General features: G+C 57.2%; 17 protein-coding genes. 3 read left to right on the forward strand and 14 right to left on the reverse strand.

Translation table 11 applies throughout. The features are described from left to right. Positions 1 to 2: 2 nt before the first annotated feature. The 6 genes from CKV99_RS08690 to CKV99_RS08715 all read right to left on the reverse strand — a co-directional run bounded on the left by CKV99_RS08690 (position 3) and on the right by CKV99_RS08715 (position 5,867). Complete coding sequence (locus tag CKV99_RS08690) at positions 3 to 506, reverse strand: YdcF family protein (protein ID WP_231909994.1); 504 nt, start codon at positions 504 to 506, stop codon at positions 3 to 5. Positions 507 to 522: 16 nt separating this feature from the next. Next, a complete protein-coding gene (purE, locus tag CKV99_RS08695; protein WP_092255887.1) occupies positions 523 to 1,029 on the reverse strand; it encodes a 5-(carboxyamino)imidazole ribonucleotide mutase in 507 nt (168 codons plus the stop codon). 62 nt (positions 1,030 to 1,091) lie between these two features. After that, positions 1,092 to 2,249, reverse strand: coding sequence for a 5-(carboxyamino)imidazole ribonucleotide synthase (locus CKV99_RS08700; RefSeq protein ID WP_092255890.1), 1,158 nt, complete (start codon positions 2,247 to 2,249; stop codon positions 1,092 to 1,094). Between the two features lie 108 nt (positions 2,250 to 2,357). Beyond that, a complete protein-coding gene (locus CKV99_RS08705) occupies positions 2,358 to 3,407 on the reverse strand; it encodes a DUF726 domain-containing protein (protein WP_157728409.1) in 1,050 nt (349 codons plus the stop codon). 924 nt (positions 3,408 to 4,331) lie between these two features. Further along, positions 4,332 to 4,835, reverse strand: coding sequence for a YdbT family protein (locus CKV99_RS08710; RefSeq protein ID WP_092255893.1), 504 nt, complete (start codon positions 4,833 to 4,835; stop codon positions 4,332 to 4,334). A gap of 189 nt (positions 4,836 to 5,024) precedes the next feature. After that, a complete protein-coding gene (locus CKV99_RS08715) occupies positions 5,025 to 5,867 on the reverse strand; it encodes a biotin--[acetyl-CoA-carboxylase] ligase (protein ID WP_092256727.1) in 843 nt (280 codons plus the stop codon). Positions 5,868 to 6,008: 141 nt separating this feature from the next. Between CKV99_RS08715 and CKV99_RS08720 the strand changes: the two genes are divergently transcribed. Next, complete coding sequence (locus tag CKV99_RS08720) at positions 6,009 to 7,640, forward strand: acyl-CoA carboxylase subunit beta (protein ID WP_092255896.1); 1,632 nt, start codon at positions 6,009 to 6,011, stop codon at positions 7,638 to 7,640. 160 nt (positions 7,641 to 7,800) lie between these two features. Here the strand turns inward: CKV99_RS08720 and CKV99_RS08725 are convergent, their stop codons facing one another. After that, positions 7,801 to 9,342 carry an alkaline phosphatase gene (locus CKV99_RS08725; protein WP_092255900.1) on the reverse strand — a complete coding sequence of 514 codons (1,542 nt, stop codon included), beginning with the start codon at positions 9,340 to 9,342 and terminating at the stop codon, positions 7,801 to 7,803. A gap of 242 nt (positions 9,343 to 9,584) precedes the next feature. Here CKV99_RS08725 and CKV99_RS08730 point away from each other — a divergent pair, with 242 nt between their 5' ends. After that, positions 9,585 to 10,070 carry a metallophosphoesterase gene (locus CKV99_RS08730; RefSeq protein WP_143063383.1) on the forward strand — a complete coding sequence of 162 codons (486 nt, stop codon included), beginning with the start codon at positions 9,585 to 9,587 and terminating at the stop codon, positions 10,068 to 10,070. Between the two features lie 43 nt (positions 10,071 to 10,113). Then, on the forward strand, positions 10,114 to 10,377 hold the full coding sequence (locus tag CKV99_RS08735) for a metallophosphoesterase family protein (RefSeq protein ID WP_095114712.1): 264 nt from the start codon (positions 10,114 to 10,116) through the stop codon (positions 10,375 to 10,377). Between the two features lie 303 nt (positions 10,378 to 10,680). On the opposite strand, the gene CKV99_RS08740 is transcribed toward CKV99_RS08735, so the two are convergent. The 7 genes from CKV99_RS08740 to uriR form a co-directional block, all read right to left on the reverse strand. Beyond that, positions 10,681 to 12,408, reverse strand: coding sequence for an FAD-dependent oxidoreductase (locus CKV99_RS08740; protein ID WP_231909995.1), 1,728 nt, complete (start codon positions 12,406 to 12,408; stop codon positions 10,681 to 10,683). 231 nt (positions 12,409 to 12,639) lie between these two features. Further along, positions 12,640 to 12,795 (reverse strand): hypothetical protein, encoded by a 156-nt coding sequence (locus CKV99_RS14275; RefSeq protein ID WP_157728411.1) that lies wholly within the window; start codon positions 12,793 to 12,795, stop codon positions 12,640 to 12,642. A gap of 65 nt (positions 12,796 to 12,860) precedes the next feature. Then, positions 12,861 to 13,793, reverse strand: a complete 933-nt coding sequence (locus CKV99_RS08745) for a ribokinase (protein ID WP_092255909.1) — start codon at positions 13,791 to 13,793, stop codon at positions 12,861 to 12,863. Continuing rightward, positions 13,790 to 14,704 carry a substrate-binding domain-containing protein gene (locus CKV99_RS08750; protein WP_092256730.1) on the reverse strand — a complete coding sequence of 305 codons (915 nt, stop codon included), beginning with the start codon at positions 14,702 to 14,704 and terminating at the stop codon, positions 13,790 to 13,792. The genes CKV99_RS08745 and CKV99_RS08750 overlap by 4 nt, the downstream gene beginning before the upstream one ends. Before the next feature lie 15 nt (positions 14,705 to 14,719). Beyond that, positions 14,720 to 15,691: an ABC transporter permease gene (locus CKV99_RS08755; protein WP_169872620.1), complete on the reverse strand. Its 972-nt coding sequence runs from the start codon at positions 15,689 to 15,691 to the stop codon at positions 14,720 to 14,722. A gap of 7 nt (positions 15,692 to 15,698) precedes the next feature. Continuing rightward, positions 15,699 to 17,243 carry a sugar ABC transporter ATP-binding protein gene (locus CKV99_RS08760; RefSeq protein WP_092255912.1) on the reverse strand — a complete coding sequence of 515 codons (1,545 nt, stop codon included), beginning with the start codon at positions 17,241 to 17,243 and terminating at the stop codon, positions 15,699 to 15,701. Next, entirely contained in the window at positions 17,240 to 18,250 is a 1,011-nt protein-coding gene (uriR, locus tag CKV99_RS08765; RefSeq protein WP_231909996.1) for a transcriptional regulator UriR, read from the reverse strand. Before uriR ends, CKV99_RS08760 begins: the two co-directional genes overlap by 4 nt. Positions 18,251 to 18,917 lie beyond the last annotated feature (667 nt).

The following is an 18,917-nucleotide window of genomic DNA, read 5'->3' on the forward strand; positions in this document are numbered from 1 at the left end:
CGTTAAGCGCGCCGACAACGCGCGTCGAAACAGGCCTTGATTCGCCGCCACACTACCCGCACGATCGAGTGCGGCAAAGCGACAATCTCGCGCACGTAATTAAAGGCGCGCGCCTCCGCAGGCGTACTGGCCTGGTGAATGCGCACCGGGATGCGCAGGTGCCATGCCCACACGCGGGTGCGCAGCGCATGGAAGTTACTGGTGACCACATGCAACACTCCCGCGTGCGGAGCCAGCGCACGCGAATTCTCCAGGTTCTCGTTGGTGCTGGTTGCCGCGTTGTCCTGCACAATATCGGCGGGGTCCACGCCGTGGGCGAGCAACCAGTCCGCCATCACGGAGGCCTCCCCGCGCCCAGAAACAATGATGGTGCGTGCCGACGCCGCGTACAGCCGGGCGGCCACGGCAAGCCTGCGCTCGAGGAGCTTCCCAGGGCGATCGGTATGCACGCGGGCGCCGAGCACCACGATCGGGTCAGCCACCACAGTGTGGGTCGACTTGTTCACTCATTGTCACTCATGCTCACTCATTGTCACCCATGAGCCGGTCGCGCAGTGCCTGATCTTTGGCTTCAACCTCGTCGGCCATGCGCTTCTGGTAGTCGGCCATGAGCTGGGCGAGTCGGTCATCGCCAGTACCAAGCATGCGCACGGCGAGCAGTCCCGCGTTTTTCGCCCCGCCGATGCTGACGGTGGCCACGGGTACACCGGCCGGCATCTGCACGATCGACAGCAGCGAATCCAACCCGTCGAGGTCTTTCAGTGCGCGTGGGATGCCGATCACCGGCAACGGGGTGGCCGCAGCGACCATGCCAGGCAAATGTGCCGCCCCGCCAGCACACGCGATAATCACCTTCAGGCCCTGCGCGTGCGCGGACTGCGCATATGCCAACATGCGTTCGGGAGTGCGGTGCGCGGACAGCACGCCCACCTCGAAGGGCACGCCGAACTCGGCTAATACCTCGGCTGCGGGTGCGACGGTGTCCCAGTCTGAATCGGAGCCCATGATCAGGCCAACAAGTGGTTGCATGGGTTTTATCCTAGCGCGGCACACGACCGTCGCGTGCAACCGTAGCTTACAAATCCTGTGCGCTAACGCCACCGCGCGGTAACAAGGAAGTGTGCAGCAGCCTGGGCGATCTCCCGTGCGGAATTCACATCGTGGCCGCGCACGTTGACGTGCCCAATCTTGCGGCCGGCGCGCCACGACTTGCCGTACAAGTGGATGATCGCCTGAGGGTGGCGCCGCATGACCTCGGCGACGCGTTGGCCCATCGGCATCTCCGGGTCCGTCTCACCACCGAGCACATTGGCCATCACAGTCACCGGTGCGGTACGGTCGACAGAGCCGAGCGGCAGGTCTGCCACCGCCCGCAGGTGTTGCTCAAACTGGCTGGTGAGGCAGCCGTCTTGGGTCCAGTGTCCGGTGTTGTGCGGCCGCATCGCTAGCTCGTTGACGCTCACAGTGGGGTGGCCGGTGTCGTCGTTAAGCTCAAAAAGCTCGACAGCCATCACGCCGGTCACGCCAAGCTCGCAGGCGATGCGCGTGGCCAGCTCCTGGCAGTAGGTGCCGAGCTTGTCCGACAGGCCCTGCGCGGGTGCGATCGCTTCGACACAGATTCCGTCGCGCTGGATGGATTCGATCACGGACCACGTGCGCGTTTGCCCGCTCGGGGTGCGCGCCACCATGGCCGACAGTTCACGCGTGAACGCGACTTTGCGCTCCGCCATCAACGGCACGCCCTCGCCCAAAAGCTTAACGACGAGCGACTCGCACTCCTGCCTGCTGCCCGGGAACCACACACCGTGGCCGTCGTAGCCGCCGCGGGTGGCCTTGAGGCACACCTGACCATCGACGGTGTCCCAGAACTGGACCGCTTGCTCGGCTGATTCCACGGCCATAAACTCGGGCACCGGTGCGCCGATTTCACGCAGCTTCGTGCGCATCACCAGTTTGTCTTGGGCGTGTACCAAAGCGTCGGGGCCGGGGTGAACGGCCACGCCATCGTCGATAAGCGTGTGCAGGTGCTGGGTGGGAACGTGCTCATGATCAAACGTAACCACGCCCTCGGCCACGGCTTTCAGGTCGTAGATGTTGGTGTAGTCGCCGATCACCGTATCCGGGATAACCTGGGCTGCCGAGGAGTCCTTCGCCCCGGCCAGCAGGCGCAGGTGGATGCCCAGTTCGATCGCTTCGGTTTGCATCATGCGGGCGAGCTGGCCGTCGCCAATCACAGTCACGATAGTCATGGGGCTTATCGTAGTCTGATCGTAGTAGGCCGATCGCCAGGCGCTCCCTGTGAGGCCGTCAAGGTAGCGACTTAAGAGCTGACACTCCCTGCACTTCTCGCTGGCTCATCACACTGGTCCCACATCCTCAGCCAATGTGAACCTTGAGTGAAAGTAGGCGGAATGGTCGCTCACCGTATCCGTGCAATCAATTTCAACCAGCTTCTTGTCCGTAGCAAAGAAGCCCAAATGGCCAGCGGCTTGACGGATATTCGCCACGCGATACAAGGTTTTTAATGCGTGATCATTACGAGACCGGTAGTTGAAAACCGATCCTGAAACACCGGCGACAAGCGGCAGCACATCGCGAGAGGCCGGAAAAGCGGGGGCGAGTAGGTGCACTGTTCTCAAAGCGGAATCTTTACCTAGTTTTCCTAGTTCTTCTGTGGCCTTGGCCATGAGCGCCCCACCAAGACTATGCCCAATCAATACGAACCCGTCATCGAATCTAGTTTTCTCCAGGATGGCAGCCAGCGCGGATCCTGCCCGGAATGCGCGATGCTGGCTTGTGTGCCACGGATTGGCTATTGCAGCCGCCGTCGCTCCGACCGCTGCGAGGGGCCCTAACTGTTGATTAGCCAGCTTGCTTGCCCTCTTGGCCAAACGGGTAGAACCTTCTTTTAGGACCTTTCGGGCGATATTTTTTGTTCCACTGATACCAAGCAACAATGCAGAACTAGCGCCCCAGGTAACCTGGTAAACCGGCGAGTTAGGGTAACACGTATCGATGAGCCTTTCCCAGTCGCACCAGTTGTCTTTCTTGTCTGTGGTGAAACCGCTTGCAAAGATGACGGGGACACCTGTGCCGTCGCGTTTCTTCTCCACCCCGAACGATTTGTCTTCGTTCACATACGCATTAACGACGCGTAGCCCGGTCGCACCGGTAATTGTTGTTCCTAGCGTTGATACGACGATGTGGCCCCCAGCCATACCTAAACCCCCTGCTGCCTTTGCCCCACCGCCGAGCAGAGCAAGCCCGTGGTTGGTCGCTGCTGCCCCGGATAATCCTTTTAGGCTGCCGAGAGCACCCCCGATAGCTGGGGCGGCACCAGCTACCAAGAAAGACGAGCCACCAGCAACAGCGACAGTGGTGCCTGCTCTGACTATATTTCGCGGCACGTTCACCTTTTTAAAATCTCGCAGGTCTTCCCAATCACTCGGCTCGGCAATTGTTTCGTGGCTCTTTTCAAAGTCCGCTATCTCGTGGCTGTGCTCGGAGCAGAAGACGGCGAAAACTCGCTTCTTGAAACCGCGGTTCGCAAAATTTTTGCAGCCAGGTACTGCGCATCCAATTGTGAATGCGTCACACTCTGCACATCTGGACGCTTTGCTCCATGACGCTGGCACCGCAAAACTAGTATGTGCCGACTTTGATAGGCAACCAGAGCACCAACCGATTTGGCGGTTAGTATCGGCCTCCACTCCGCATTCTAAGAGCTTAGCGATGTCAAGTAGTGTTTTTTCTGCTTGCTTTGCAGTCTTCTGCAGCTTTCTGGCCACTTGCTTTGATTTCTTGTCTTTGCTTTCACTTGATTCCAACTGGAGGGTGTGCTCGTCAATATCCTTAATGGAGATCGTGATATCTTCCCAATTCCGCACATACTCATAAGCTGCCTTATCACGATGAGCTCGGGTACGAGTGACAAAATCTAGCAGCGAAGATTGAAGGACTCTGTGCCCTATCCATGGTGAATTCCCAGAGTATTGGGGGTCATCGCCGCTGTCCTCCCAGTCGATACGGGCCTTGTCCCCGCTAGCAAAAACTAGTTCGGCGAACGCTCCGCTCTCTACCGACTTTCCGATAGTACACGTTCGCCTCAGGCTGCCGATCTTCCGCCATTGCTAGGTTTCTCGCTTTCCCAGTCTTTTACACTGAGCATTAGCGTATCCCCCAAGTTTGAAACAGCAACCATCAAGTAGGCTTCACAGTTTTTGCACAGAATTTTCGTGCCCCTTAAGGCAGCAAGGAAGGAAGAAATCACTCAGCTCGCACTCGCTGCTGTGTTCATGACCGCCCTAGAGGTGCAAGCTCTAGATTTTTGCCTACCGGTACGGCAGTGGGCGCGATCCTAGTCCCGGCCGAGGCCCCGGTGTCGGCCGGGGCGTGCGGCGCAGGATTTCCTCGACGCGTTTGGCTCGGCCGACGTGTGGGAAGTAGACGGGGCGGTCAAAACCGTAGACTGCCACGTTGATGCCACCTTTGTGGCGTCGCACGGAGTGAATTTGGTGCAGCGGGATCGAGTCCACGCGCGGGCGCAGCTCACCGGACCTAGCCAGGATGCGTTTGTTGGTGACCACGAAGCGTTGCCTGCGCGACCGGATCAGCGGCAGCACAAATCGCCACAGGCCTAGCAGTGCCCACACGCCCACGACGGCGTTGCGCAGTCGCGTATCGACGATCGATTCTGGCTGGTCCATAAACCCGATGACGATCCACGCCACCCCGGTGATCAGCAGCAATTCAAGAAACGGGAACACTAGGGTGCTCAGCGGGGCGCACATGTCTGCGCGCGCGTATTCGCCTCTGCCTAGTTGAAACCGTGCCATGTGGGGCATCTTACCAACACTGGTTTCCAGGCCACGCGTGGCGACGAACAGGCAAGACTTAGCGAGCAGAAGCTACGGCAACAACGGTCGGGCTGATCACCGCGTTATGGCTGCTTGCGGAGGTTTGCGCGTGGAGCATACTTGTCGAGCGCCGCCCGGTAGCTCTCATAAAGTCTGACTGCCCGGATGTCACGTCCGTCGTGTGTGGGCTCTCTTTGGATTTAGCGACTTGGCGGCACCGGAATGTGGGCGTAATTGAGCGCGCAGGTGTGTGACGTCGCCTGCGGAGTATGCGGTGCCTTCGACGATGATTTCGCCGCGATCGGTTACCCCGTCGGCACGCCCCTTGACCTGACCGGCGGGTGTTTCAAGGCGGACGTCTTGGCCGATCGTGACGCAGGCTTTGCGGTAGTCGTCCAGTAACTGCATGTCCCCGGCTTTCCATTGCGCTTGACGACGCTCGAACGCCACCAATAGCTTCTCTACCATAGCGGTGGGGTCGCTAGCTTGCTCGTGGAAGCCTGCCAGCGTCAATGATGTGGCGTGTGGCACAGGCAGCTGGTCGCCGGTGAGGTTGACGTTGATGCCGATGCCGATGACTACGCGCGGAGCGGTGGCGCTTCCCGCACCCGCTTCGGCAGCGCTCGCTTCTCTCGCTTCGCCGCTGAAATCGGCCTGGGCCAGGATTCCGGCGAGCTTCTTGTCCCCCACTAGGACGTCGTTGGGCCATTTCAGGTGCGTGCCCTCTATGGTGTCAGTGGCGGCCAGCCCCATGGCTAGTGGTAGCAAGCCGAGGCGTTCGACAGGTGGATCGTCGATAAGCACTGACAACGCGATGGATGATCCTTCAGGCGAGGCCCATTGGCGTCCGAGTCGGCCGCGGCCGGCGGTTTGGGTTCCGGCGATTAACACGGCACCGGGTTCGCCGCTTTTGAGGAGGTCGGCGTTGGTGGAGCCGGTCGTCGTCACGTATTGGATAGTTTTGTACCCCGTAACGTTTCTGCGAAGCTGGCCGATATCGAGAAGTGTCATGGTCACAGAGTACGCTCGCGGCACCACGAAATTCAGTTCCACAGGGAAAACTACTTTCACCTGCACAAACAGTGAACGTGACAGAGAACACAGAGTTTCGGTGGTGGAAAAACGCTGGCCAGTTGTCTAAGGTTTCAAAACATGACAGTTTCCTCAAGTTTCACGGATCTCGAGAACATTGCCGACACTTCCACCACGGCCGGCAAAATCGCGGACCTGAAAAAGCGCCGCGCCGAAGCTCAGCGGCCCATGGGCGCGAAAGCCATTGAGAAAGTCCACGACAAAGGCAAGCTCACCGCACGTGAGCGCCTCGACTACCTCCTCGACGAAGGCTCGTTCGTCGAAACGGACCAGCTGGCGCGTCACCGCACCCACGACTTCGGCATGCAGGCCAAACGGCCTGTCACCGACGGCATTGTCACCGGCTGGGGCACCATCGACGGCCGCGAAGTGTGCATCTTCTCCCAAGACGGCACCGTCTTCGGTGGGGCACTCGGCGAGGTGTACGGCGAGAAAATGGTCAAGATCATGGAACTTGCCATCACTACCGGCCGCCCGCTGATCGGCCTCTACGAAGGTGCCGGCGCGCGCATCCAAGACGGCGCGGTCTCGCTGGATTGGATTGCCCAAACCTTCTACCAAAACATCAAGGCCTCCGGTGTTGTACCACAGATCTCCGTGATCATGGGGGCATGCGCAGGTGGCAACGCCTATTCTCCTGCCCTGACTGACTTTGTGGTGATGGTTGACCAGAAGTCTAAAATGTTCGTCACCGGCCCCGATGTGATCAAGACCGTCACCGGCGAGGAAATCACACAAGAAGAGCTCGGTGGCGCGATGACGCACATGACCACCGCCGGTAACTGCCACTACGTCGCACAAAACGACGAGGACGCGCTCGACTACGTCGCTGACTTGGTCAGCTTCCTGCCGTCGAATAACCGCACCACCGCCCCGCTTGAACAGCACTCCAAGGACGAGGGCAGCGTCGACGAGAACATCACCGCCGACGACCTTGCACTCGACGAGATCATCCCAGACTCCCCCACCCAGCCTTATGATGTGCGTGAGGTCATCGAGAAGCTCACCGATGACGGCGAGTACCTCGAGATTATGGAACAACGCGCCGAAAACGTTGTTATCGCGTTTGGCCGCATCGAGGGCCAGTCCGTCGGCTTCGTGGCTAACCAGCCGAGTGTGTACGCTGGCTGCTTGGATATTGATTCGTCCGAGAAGGCCGCCCGCTTCGTACGCACCTGCGACGCCTTCAATATCCCGATCGTCATGCTTGTCGACGTCCCCGGTTTCCTTCCTGGTGCCGGCCAGGAGTACGGTGGCATTCTGCGTCGTGGCGCGAAACTGCTCTACGCCTACGGCGAGGCCACCGTACCGAAGATCACCGTGACCATGCGCAAGGCCTATGGTGGCGCGTACTGTGTCATGGGGTCTAAGGGCCTGGGCGCGGACGTGAACTTGGCGTGGCCGACCGCCCAGATCGCGGTGATGGGTGCAGCTGGTGCCGTTGGCTTCATCTACCGCAAGGAACTCGCCGAGGCCCGCGAGAAGGGCCTCGATGTTGAAGAGCTGGCCAAGAGCTTCGAGCGCGAGTATGAGGACTTCATGCTCAACCCGTACCTGGCTGCCGAGCGTGGCCTGATCGACGCTGTCATCCTGCCATCCGAGACCCGTGGCGTCATTGCGCGCAACCTGCGCCTCTACGCAGACAAGAACGTTACCCGCCCGGCGCGCAAGCACGGCAACATCCCGCTCTAGCTTCGCTACATTAGGGCGATCCCCGGTCGCGCTTAACGACGAAGCCCCCGTGCCCAACTTTGACTGTTGGGCACGGGGTTTGTCTATTTCATGAGCGGGTATACGCGGTTGCAGTACGCGGTTGCAGTTCGCGACCGTGGGCCGTTGCTCTGCGACTGTCTTAGGAGGACAGCGAAGACAACTGTGACGCGAACTGGCCCAGCCCCAGGCTGGCAAAGAAGGAACGAATCACGGCGATAATCTTGCCTAGGACTCCGAATTCTGAAGATCCGGCGTGAATGTCAGTAGAGCCTTCATCCTTAGAGGAGCCTTCATCCTTAGAAGATCCGTCGTCGTCCTGCTTAGCCTTAGTCCACCAGTTGTCCATGGTGAGCTTAGCCAGCGTGGTGTTGTCGATATATGCGCCCCGTACTGGGTCGCTGCCTGTAGCTGCTGCCTTGATATCTTCCGCACCGGCACCCTTGAAGTAGAACGGGACTAGGTGGTTGGTGTGGTCGCCGGAATAGTATCCGTGTGCTGGGGCTTGGCCTTTCTCACCGGCCATTGGGGTGAACCCTGGCTGGTCTTCCGGGCCGGACAGGTAGCCGGTTTCGTGGTCTGCGGTAACTACTAGCAGTGTTTCCTCCCAGGAGGAGTGTTCTTCGACCCACTGGATGGCCACTTCAACGGCCTCGTTGAAGTCGATGGTTTCCTCAATGTCACGGCCGATGGTGTTGGCATGGCCTGCCCAGTCGATGGCACCACCTTCGACCATGAGGTGGAACCCGTCGTCGTCTTGCCCAAGCACGTTAAGTGCACCCTTGGTCATGGTGCCCAGGTCGACTACATCGTTGAATGGGTCGACGTACAGTTCGTCGGGTGTACCCGAACGGTCGTGCTGCAGGGTGGAAGCAACTGGCGCAAGACCAAAGTACTGTTTGTCTTCTTCGACTACGCCGGCTGCCAGAGATGCAAATTCAGCTTGGTCAACAACCACGTTCCACTTGTCGCCTTCCATGACGTCGTTGTATGTCTCTTCGGAAATGTACTTGTAGTCAGGCTCTGCGACTTTATTGTTGTCTGCGTCGTAGAAGGGGTGGCCGGCTCCCATGATCACGTCAAGATCGCCTGCGAGCATTTCAGCAGCGATTGCGTGGTAGTCGTTGCGGGAGACGTTGTGGGCGGCCCACGCGGCAGGGGTGGCGTGCGAAAACGGCACCGATGAGACAACACCTGCTGCCTTATCGTGGTCCTTTGCGCGTTCGGAGGCGTTTTCTAGTGGGTTGCCTGCCGGGTCGACTGCCAGGGTGCCGTTGTCTACCTTGACGCCGGTAGCCATCGCGGTGCCTGCTGCGGCCGAGTCAGTGTAATTCTTCTTTACCCAATCGTGGTCGCTCCATGCGGCAATCGGATCGTAGTGGTTATCTTTCTGGAAGGTTGCCATGCCTACCAGGTCGAAGTGTTCGTAGGCTTGCACGGCGTCGCCCGGCAGTTCTGTGAGCTGCTCAGGGTCTGCGGGGCCATCAAGTTGGTAGCGGGTTTGGCCACTTTCGTAGAGGTTGACGGCGGCAACATGGTTGTAGCCCATGCCGTCGCCGATCATGTAGATGATGTTCTTGGGGCCGGATTTTTCGTCGGCATGTGCAGGTAGAACTGTGGTTGCTGCCAGTGCAGTGGCGGTAATGGCCGCGCACACGCGCAGGCCACGGTTGTGTTGGCGCATTGAAAGGTCCTTTGAAATCGGTAGAGGGAAACAGCGGGCGGGCAATGTGCTCACTTGGGTCAAGTTGAGTCGTCGGTGCTGCCCGGCCTGTCACTCTAGGGTCCTGAGCTAACTTTTAGATAACATTGAGGTCAATACAAGTTGAACTCTCGGCGATCCTGCTTTGTGGACTGCGCGGGTGCGTGCCGACGATCAGCGACGCTGCCCTGCCGGATTCGGCATTTGCGTTTACACTACTGGCCATGAACGCACCACAGCATGCATTTCATCCTTCTGATCTTCTGTCGGCACCGACTTTGGCGTGCACTGATGAAGGCACATTCCGGATTGTCCAGTTCAACGACACCCAAGATGACCACCTCACTGATCGGCGCACTTTACAGTTCATGGAAGCAGTCCTTGATCGCGAGCTGCCCCAACTGTTAGTCATCAACGGCGATATCATCGACGGTGGCCCGAATACCGCCCGCGAGGTGCGCCAGGCGATTAACACTGTGGTCCAACCGATGGAATCTCGGGGAACTTCATGGGCGGTGACTTTTGGGAATCATGAGGAAGATTCCAATGACATCGCTGGCACCGGGATGCGCAGGCCCGAAATGCTTGATTTTGTCCGCCAGTATCCGCGCAATGTTAATCCGGCCCCGATCGACGGTGTGCATGGGTTCAGGGGCTTATGTTCCGGCGCGTGTCTACGGCCAGTCAACCCGGATGCTGCCCGCTTATGATTATCTGCGTCCCAGCCAGATCCAGTAGTACCGGGAGACTTCCTTGCCTGCTGAACAGCGTCACGGACGCCTCATCCCCAGCCTGATGTTTTCCCACATCCCTACCTATGAGCATGAGGATATGTGGAACGGCGGGCCAGGTGCGACAACTGAGGCGAAACACCGCAACGCGATTGACACTTTCTTTATCACCGGCGAAAAGCACGAGGTTGCCACCGTTGGCGCTATAAACTCGAGAATCTACGCTGCGTGCCAGGAACGTGGCGACGTACGTGGGATTTACCGCGGACACGACCACCTGAACTAGTACACCGGTAATTAATACGGCATTGAGCTGGGCTTTAGCCCTTCTACTGGGTGTGGCCCCTACGGCGCTCCTGGCGAAAAACGCAACCATTACCGCGGTGCACACGTCTTCGACATCGACGCCCACAATTCGCGCATCTATACAGGCACCCGGCTGGTCTTTGCCAGCGACCTAGGCTTTGACCTCTCCCCTGGCTGGCAACCCATCGATTGCCCACTGCCCTGCCAGACTTCGGCGCTAGTCTAGCGGGGTGTTAGTTTAGCGGGGTGTCTGCTGCGGTCTTGCCTGCGAGGTGTCCGAAGATCAACCCAAGGCAATCGTGCCACCGGCACCGCCGTAGAAGCCCTGGGTGGCTGCACCACCGGCGTTACCTGCCGAGTACAGGCCTGCCACGACCTGGCCGGACTTGTTTTTCACGCGCCCTTGGGAGTCGGTAACAGGCCCACCCACGGTACCTAAGGCTGATGATTCCGCTTTCACCGCGTATAACGGGCGACGCTCGATTGGGCCGAGAGTGGACGACTGCGGGGCCTTCAGCACTGGGCGCATAATCTTAGACAATGGGCCCACGATCATCTTGCGCAGCCCCTCGGAGTCGTTCTTCTGCGCTGCCTGCTTGGCGCCCATATTGACAATCGGGCCGATCAGTTTGGCAAACAGCCACTGCGCTTGCTGGGTGACGCCTGGGAACCGCTTGGCTGGTGAGGCAGCGCCGAGCATCGGGTAGAAATCACCAAAGTAGCGGTCAAAGAGGGTTTCGCCCCGGCCAAACCATGGGTCGCGACCCTTGGCTGCCTCCGGGTTAAACTTGTCCACAGTGCTCAACAGGTTCTCGGCGTTAATGCCAGTCTTTTCTGCCAGCTCAGTCAGCGAATCCGCCTGGATCACGTACTCGGGAACCTCACCACCTGGGGTGGAACCGAAGAGGCCAAACTTGTCCCAGAAGTTCTGGTCGAAAATGAAATAGGCCGGGTCATTGACCATCTCGCCACGTTCTTCGTCCCACACCCGCATCGCTCCACCCATCTGGTCATAGGCCGCAGCCTCATTGGTAAAGCGCACGCCGTCGCGGTTGACCATGATGGAGTGTGGCAGGGAGCGTTCGCCCAGCAGCAGCCGCGCGAATGGTTTACCCTCGAGGGTTTCACCCGGAAGTTGAACTCCTGGCATCCACCACGCATGCTCCATGGCGGTTAGTTCAGCATCGATCTCTTCAGCAAGCTGCACCGCGATGCCACGATGGCCGCGTGGGGAAACGTGGGTTCCCATCGGCGCGTTCATGTACTTGGTGGTTAACTCGTCGGAAGTTTCAAAACCGCCGGAGGCGATAATCACCCCGTTATGCGCCCGGATGGTGTGCTCCTTGCCGTTCGATGAGACGACCAAGCCGGTCACCCGCCCGTTCTCAACGACCAGGCTCTCTGCTGGAGTTTCAACCCGCACGTTCACACCTGCTACCAAGTTGGCTTCGAGCAGGGCACCCACCAAGGCTGGGCCTGCGATCCACGCTGAATCAGTTTTCAGCCCTGCGAGCAGCCAAAACGGCATTGGGTTCTTCGCCATGCCACTGGTTAAGGCCGGCCGAACATACTGTGCCGCCTCCCCGAGGCCTTCCGCGTTGTAGGGCCCGGGGAACAGTGCGCGACCAACGGATGCCCCAGGAATATCGGAGCGGTAGTCCGGCCAGATCGCCGGGATCCAGCCGAACTTGGTGTTGTTTTCAACATAGCGGGCTACCTTCGGGCCCTCGTTTAATACAGTGTCTATGATTTCTGGGTCGAGGATCTTGTCGCGGCCCTCGCCCATAAAGTAGGTCCGGCCTTGTTCGATCGAGTCTTCTACCCCTAAAGCGTCGGTGGAGAATCCGTGGGCGGGAATCCACGCCGCGCCGGCCGAGACACCTGTTGCGCCACCCACAATGTCCAGCGACTCGACAACAAGTACCTGGGCGCCCTTTTGGGCTGCGGTGAGCGCTGCGGTCAGGCCCGCACCACCAGAACCGATAACGATAATGTCTACGTTATCAGGCACGCCATGTTCAACAATTGTTCCGATTGTTCCCTTATGGTTTGGCTGTTGTGCAACCAATGTTTTCCTTCCAGAGTGTTTTTATTTACTTGCTTGTGGTTTTACTTGCTATCAGATGGGTCCTTGTCCCGCTTCGCGGGAGATGGTGACATATCACCAATAGTATGGGAAAAGAAAACAATGCTAGGGGCGCAATTAACTGGCACGATTAGCGGCTGGTGAATTCACCAGCCATCACCAACACAGCGCACTACACTCAAGAGTTTCGAGAGTGGGCACAACAGCATCGAAGAAACCCGAACGGTTGAATCCCAGCTCCACCGCAGCGATCTTATCTGCGATGAAGCCAGCATAATCCGCGTTGTAGTGGTCTTTTAGCTTTGTTGCCATAGGGTTAAAACTACAGGATTTCGCTTTACGACGAATGCAGATGCTGCCATCTGAGGATTCATCTCTTACGCGTCATTGTTTGCCTCGTTGTTTACCTCTGGCAGCTCAGAGATATCAGATGGGTACGAATCTTGCGCCCCAGGACGGAGTGTGGCTGCTGCACCAACGCGTGCCGCAAAATGTGCTGCGTCGACGAGGTTTTCCCCCTCAGCTAGTTGTGCCACCAAGGCTCCCGCAAAAGCATCACCTGCGCCAGTAGTGTCAACTGCTTGAACCGTTGGAGTAGGAATATCAATGAGGTGTTCTGGCGTAGCAACAAGCGCTCCCGCTGCACCCAAGGTGAGAACCACAGACCGGAATCCGTGGGCGACAAGGGAGGATGCAAGTTCATGAGGATCATTAGTAGTCACCTGTTCTCCGAGCTGCTCCAGTACTAGCGCAGCTTCGTGTTCATTCGCTAGCAGTGGATCAGCCTGAAGAAGTTGCTCCCGCCCGACTGGAACCACCGGGGCGAGGTTAACCACCACTCGGCCAGTGGCCATATCGACTGCGGCATTGAATCCGGAGGAAGGTATTTCTCCTTGCAGAAGCACGATTTCGGCGTTGGCGATAACATCACGGTTCTTCTCGACGCGCTCCTTGGTTATAGTTCCATTGGCACCGGGGATCACGATGATCGTGTTCTCCCCATCATCCGATACCGTAATTACGGCAAGCCCTGTTGGTTCATCCACAACAGTAATGTGGCTTTGGTCAATACCGGCCCGGTCGAAGTGTTGCAGTGCCGCTTGAGCTTGAAGGTCATCCCCCGTTGCTCCGACCAGGGTGACATTAGCTCCCAAGAGGGCGGCTGCGACAGCCTGGTTAGCGCCCTTACCACCCGCGGAAAAATGGCCACCAGCCCCTATGAGAGTTTCGCCGGGATGTGGGTGGCGGGCCACTCTCGTCGTCAAGTCCGCGTTAATTGAGCCTACAACGACAATCTTCTTCGCACTCACCGGAAATCACCCACGTTGTCTTGGTTAACGGTAACCACTTCGACTGGGACGACATCGGCAACGTCTTCACCGTTGAGGATTAGCGCTGCCTGGTTCACCGCCTCGGAGCCGAGTTCACGAGGCTGTTGTGCGATCGTGGCGGTCATGGTGCCCGTTGCGACAGCTTCGATCCCTTCGAGGGTTCCGTCGAATCCGATGATCTGAATCTGGTCACCTGCGCGCCCACCGGTTGCTTCGATCGCACCCAGTGCCATCTCGTCATTCTCGGCGAAGATCCCCACCACATCGGGGTGTGCCTGCAGCAAGTTGGTTGCAACATCCAGCCCTTTCGTCCGGTCAAATCCTGCGGTTTGTTGAGCAACCACCTCGATATTGGGGTAGGTAGCAATTTGGTCCCTGAAACCTTGCCCACGATCACGCGACGAGGATGATCCGGGAACGCCCTGCAAGATAATGATCTTGCCTGCTCCACCGATCGCTTCTGCCAAAGCATCGGCCGCTTGCTTTCCGCCCGAGATATTGTCACTAGCGACGAAAGAGGCCAGCTCACCGCCGTTTGAAGTGCGGTCGAGAGCGATGACTGGAATGTCCGCTTGGTTCAGCATTTCTACCGAATTTGCTACTGCATCTGAGTCGACGGGATTGACCAAGACCACGCCTGGTTTCATCGCGGTTGCATTCCCCAGCTGGTCTGCTTGCCGTAGGGCATCGTCACCTGCATCTTGGACGTTCAGCTCAATTCCCAGTTCTTCTGCCCGATCTCGGGCCCCGTCTCGGACCTGGACGAAGAATGGATTAGTCTGCGTCGATAACGCCAGAGTAATGGACTGGCTTTCTTCAAGATCCCGTCCACATGATGCAATCGATACGGCCGCTGCTAGCAATGTAAGTACGGCAATAGTTTTTCTCATCATTGGTCTCATCCCTTACTGCGAAACTGTCTTGTTGCGGATGACGTCGAATCCGACGGCGGCCGCGATGACGATACCGATTACGATTTGCTGCCAGAATGAGGAGACGTTCAGCAGATTGAGACCGTTGCGAATCACTGCCAGCAATAAGGCGCCGACCAAGGTGCCCCAAGCACCACCGCGACCGCCGGACAACGATGCACCACCAATAACGACAGCCGCGATAGCATCCAGTTCGTATCCAGTACCCGCGTTAGGCTGGGCCGATGACAAACGAGCCGTCATCACAAGTCCTGCCCACGCTGCAAAAATACCCGAAAGCGCGTACACGCTAATGAGGATTCTTCTCACTGGTAGACCAGACAGGCGAGCAGCTTCCATATTTCCGCCAATCGCGTACATCGAGCGCCCTAAGACTGTTCGCGACAGGATAAACCAGCACACGAACCCGGCCAGAGCCATCATGATGATCGGTACTGGAAGGAAGCCTAGATCTGCCCCCATCCAGTTGACTGCCTCTGGAGAAGGAGCTGGGGATCCCTCTGAGATAACCAGTGTCAGACCACGGGTAATTGACATCATCGCCAGAGTTGCGATAAACGCGGGTAATTTACCGTAGGCGATTGAAAGGCCAGCGATGCAGCCCGCGAGCAAGCCGGTTGCTAGACCGAGGACGAGTGTGAGCCATCCGGGGAAACCGACCTCTGCCCACATGTATGCAGTGACCATTCCGCCTAAAGCCGCGACGGCACCAACCGATAGGTCAATCCCGCCAGTGACGATGACAAATGTCATGCCAAAGGCGATGATTGCCACGGTCGCGGCTTGGACGCCAATGTTGATAAGGTTGTCGGTTGACAGAAATGCAGGGGTTGCTACTGCAAGCGCTACGACCAAGATGATGAGGCCAACAAGGGCTCCATTGTTCATCATCCAGTTGCCAACGCTGCGCGCCGGTGATTGTTTTGTTCCAGTGTGAGTTGTCATGGCGCCGTTACTCCTTTTCTGAGTGTTCTGTTGAAGGCGGATATTCATCGACGGCGTCTTCGACCTGAGAAACAGCAAGCTTCATCACTTCGTCTTGGGTCGCGGTAGGAGGAAGTTCTCCTGCAATGTGACCACCAGACATGACCAGGATTCGGTCAGACATGCCAAGTACCTCAGGCAGGTCCGAGGATGCCATGAGGACTGCGCCGCCATTGGCTGTGATGTCATTGATGATGTTGTAGATTTCGACCTTTGCGCCAACGTCAACGCCTCGGGTTGGCTCGTCAAGAAGCAGGACTTGCGAGTCGGCCATCACCCACCTGCCGAACACCGCCTTTTGTTGGTTACCGCCGGAGAGATTACGGACGTGTTGATCAATCCCGGACATACGCACGCGCAACTGTTCAGCGACTTCGTTTGCCCGTTTACGTTGGCCTGACCGGTCAGCTAATCCGGCTGTGGCACTCGAGTGCAGAGTCGCTAAGCCAATGTTGTCTCCTACACTGGCATCAAGGATCAATCCTTGGTTCTTGCGGTCTTCAGGCACGTGTCCGACTCCTTCGCTGATCGCGGCGGAGACATTGCCGTTGGGTAGTTCCTTTCCGTTTACTCTCACAGTTCCTGAGTCGTAGTGATCAGCTCCTGCGATAGCCCTGATGACTTCTGTGCGTCCTGCGCCAACTAGGCCTGCGATGCCAACGACTTCGCCCGTGTGCACGGTAAAAGTAATGTCATCGAATTTGCCTTCGCTTGAAAGGTCAGCAACTTCGAGAACAGGTTTTCCTGGTGTGTCAGCAATACGCGGGTACTGGTCTTCGATGTCACGCCCGACCATGAGACGGACAAATTCATCTTCAGAAGTATCTGCTGGGACTTCTGCGATAAACTCACCATCGCGGAGGACGCTTACCGAGTCTGCGATGCGCGCGATTTCATCAAGGTGGTGGGAAATAAATACCATTCCCACTCCGCGTTGTTTTAGGTCATCAATAACGGTGAAAAGTTGGTCGATTTCTTTGCCTGTTAGGGCCGCTGTGGGCTCATCGAGGATTAGCACGCGAGCCTTCATCGACAATGCTTTTGCGATTTCGACGAGCTGTTGGCGGGCGAGACCGAGTTCGCTGACGGGCGTATCAAGGTCAACCTTGAGACCAATGAAATCGAGCGCTTCTTGTGCCTCGGCCGTCAGTTGTCTGAAGTTGACCAGCCCACCAGAGTTTGGGGTTCGGCCAAGCATGATGTTTTCGGCCACTGACAACGTGGGGACCAAGTTCAGTTCTTGGTAAATTGTGGCAATGCCTTTGGCTTCGGCCTCCTTGGTCGATGCGAACGTAACGGGTGCACCATCGACGATAATTTCGCCTGAATCTGGCCGGTGGACACCAGCCATCATTTTGATAATGGTAGATTTTCCTGCGCCGTTTTCGCCAAGAAGAGCTTGCACCTTTCCGGGCTGAACTGCCACAGAGACGTCTTTAATTACTGAAACAGGCCCAAAGGATTTGCTCACATTGCGCATTTCTAGGATTGGTTGCGGATCTTGTCCGTTCATCGTTCACCTCCCGGGGTGAGTGGTTGTGTGGATTGTCTGTTTATGAGATTCGTTTCGGTGAACACGTGCAGTTCATCTGGAGCCTCTCCTTTGATCCAGCCAGTAAGCGCTGTGAATGCTTGCCTCGCCATGTCATCGACGTGCTGGTCAATGACCGTGATGGGGCGTGGTTGCAATTCGAATACGGGGTGAGTATCGAAACCCACCACGGCGACATCTTCACCGATGACTTTCTTCGCGCGGTGACACGCCTCAATCACACCGATAGTCATCATTGAGTCCCCAGCTAAAAGACTTTTCGCCCCTTGCTCGAGCAGTGATTGGGCACCCTGTCGGCCGAGTTCTTGTTCGTATCCGCCCTGAAAGATGAGTTGGGGTGCAATCCCCGCATCATCGCAGGCTGCTTGAAACGCCGCCAACCGATTGCGTCCGGTCGACGTAGTCATCGGGCCAGACAGATAACCGATCGGCAAAGCGTCGATACGCACTAGTTCCGCCACTGCAGCACGTATACCACCCGCAGCATCTGAAGTGAACGTGGGCAGGCCACTGCCTTCGAGTTCACGATCGATTAGAACCACTGGCAGGCCGTGATCAACAAGGTTCTTTATCGTATCTGCTTCTTGTTCATGAGGAACGCAAATGATTCCATCGACCCCTCTCTCGCTCAGGCCCCTCAGTGCATCGTGCATAACTTCTGGATCTTCATCAGTGTTGATAATCAACGTTGATATCCCGCTGATGCGAGCTTCCTGTTGAATCGCAGTCACCATCGATGCGAAGTAGTAGTTGATCAAGCTAGGGACGACAACGCCGATCGTGTCAGTCCTTGAAGTCTTGAGGGCTCGCGCTTGCACATTGGGCATATAGCCGAGCTCGTCGGCCACCTTACGGACTTTCTGTCGCGTCGCACACGCAATTGCCGGATTGCCCGCTAGCGCGCGCGAGGCAGTAGACACAGAGACTCCCGCGTTTTGGGCGACATCCTTCAATGTTGGCCGTGCCATTGGTTGCTCCATTCTTACTGCTCCACGCTATGCAATCGATTGCTGCAAACGTTTGCACTCTACCTTTGCTTCAACACTATAACCCGAAACACAAATCGGTCAAGAGGTGGTTTTCAACACAACTATTTTGCGAGCTCCAACCTTCAGGCCCAGCATTTACTGCTTCTGAGAAACGGCGATGATGACTTTGGAGGGGTCCAAAACAGGGTTTATATAGTCAACATATGTCAAGACGCCCAGAGTGGACCGACCGCGCCGATCGTAGGTCAAGCCTTAAAACGATAATCAAGGAGAGCGACACTGTGTTTAAACTCAGATGGTCAAGCCTGGGGTCTACCGTACCTATCACGGTGGTCACCCACCTGACTGTATTGTTTGTTCTTTCCTTGATCTACAGTCACGGCTTCCTCACTGCGACCTTAGCGTTAATCATTACGCTAGTTTTCCTTCTCATTCTTTTCATCCTTTACTTTCTCTGGATGCGGAGAAAATGGAATTCGGTAGAAGCACAATCACGGCCTGCCGTCTTTGCAGATATTATTACTGGAACAGGCCCTATTCGCCTCGCAATGCTGGCAGTGGGGCAACTTGCCTTCATTTATGCTGTCGTATTTTTCTTTGCTCGCGTAAGGAGTTTGCTCGAAGGCACCGAATTAGAATTCGTCTC

Source organism: Corynebacterium cystitidis (genome assembly GCF_900187295.1).
Taxonomy (GTDB): Bacteria; Actinomycetota; Actinomycetes; order Mycobacteriales; family Mycobacteriaceae; genus Corynebacterium; species Corynebacterium cystitidis.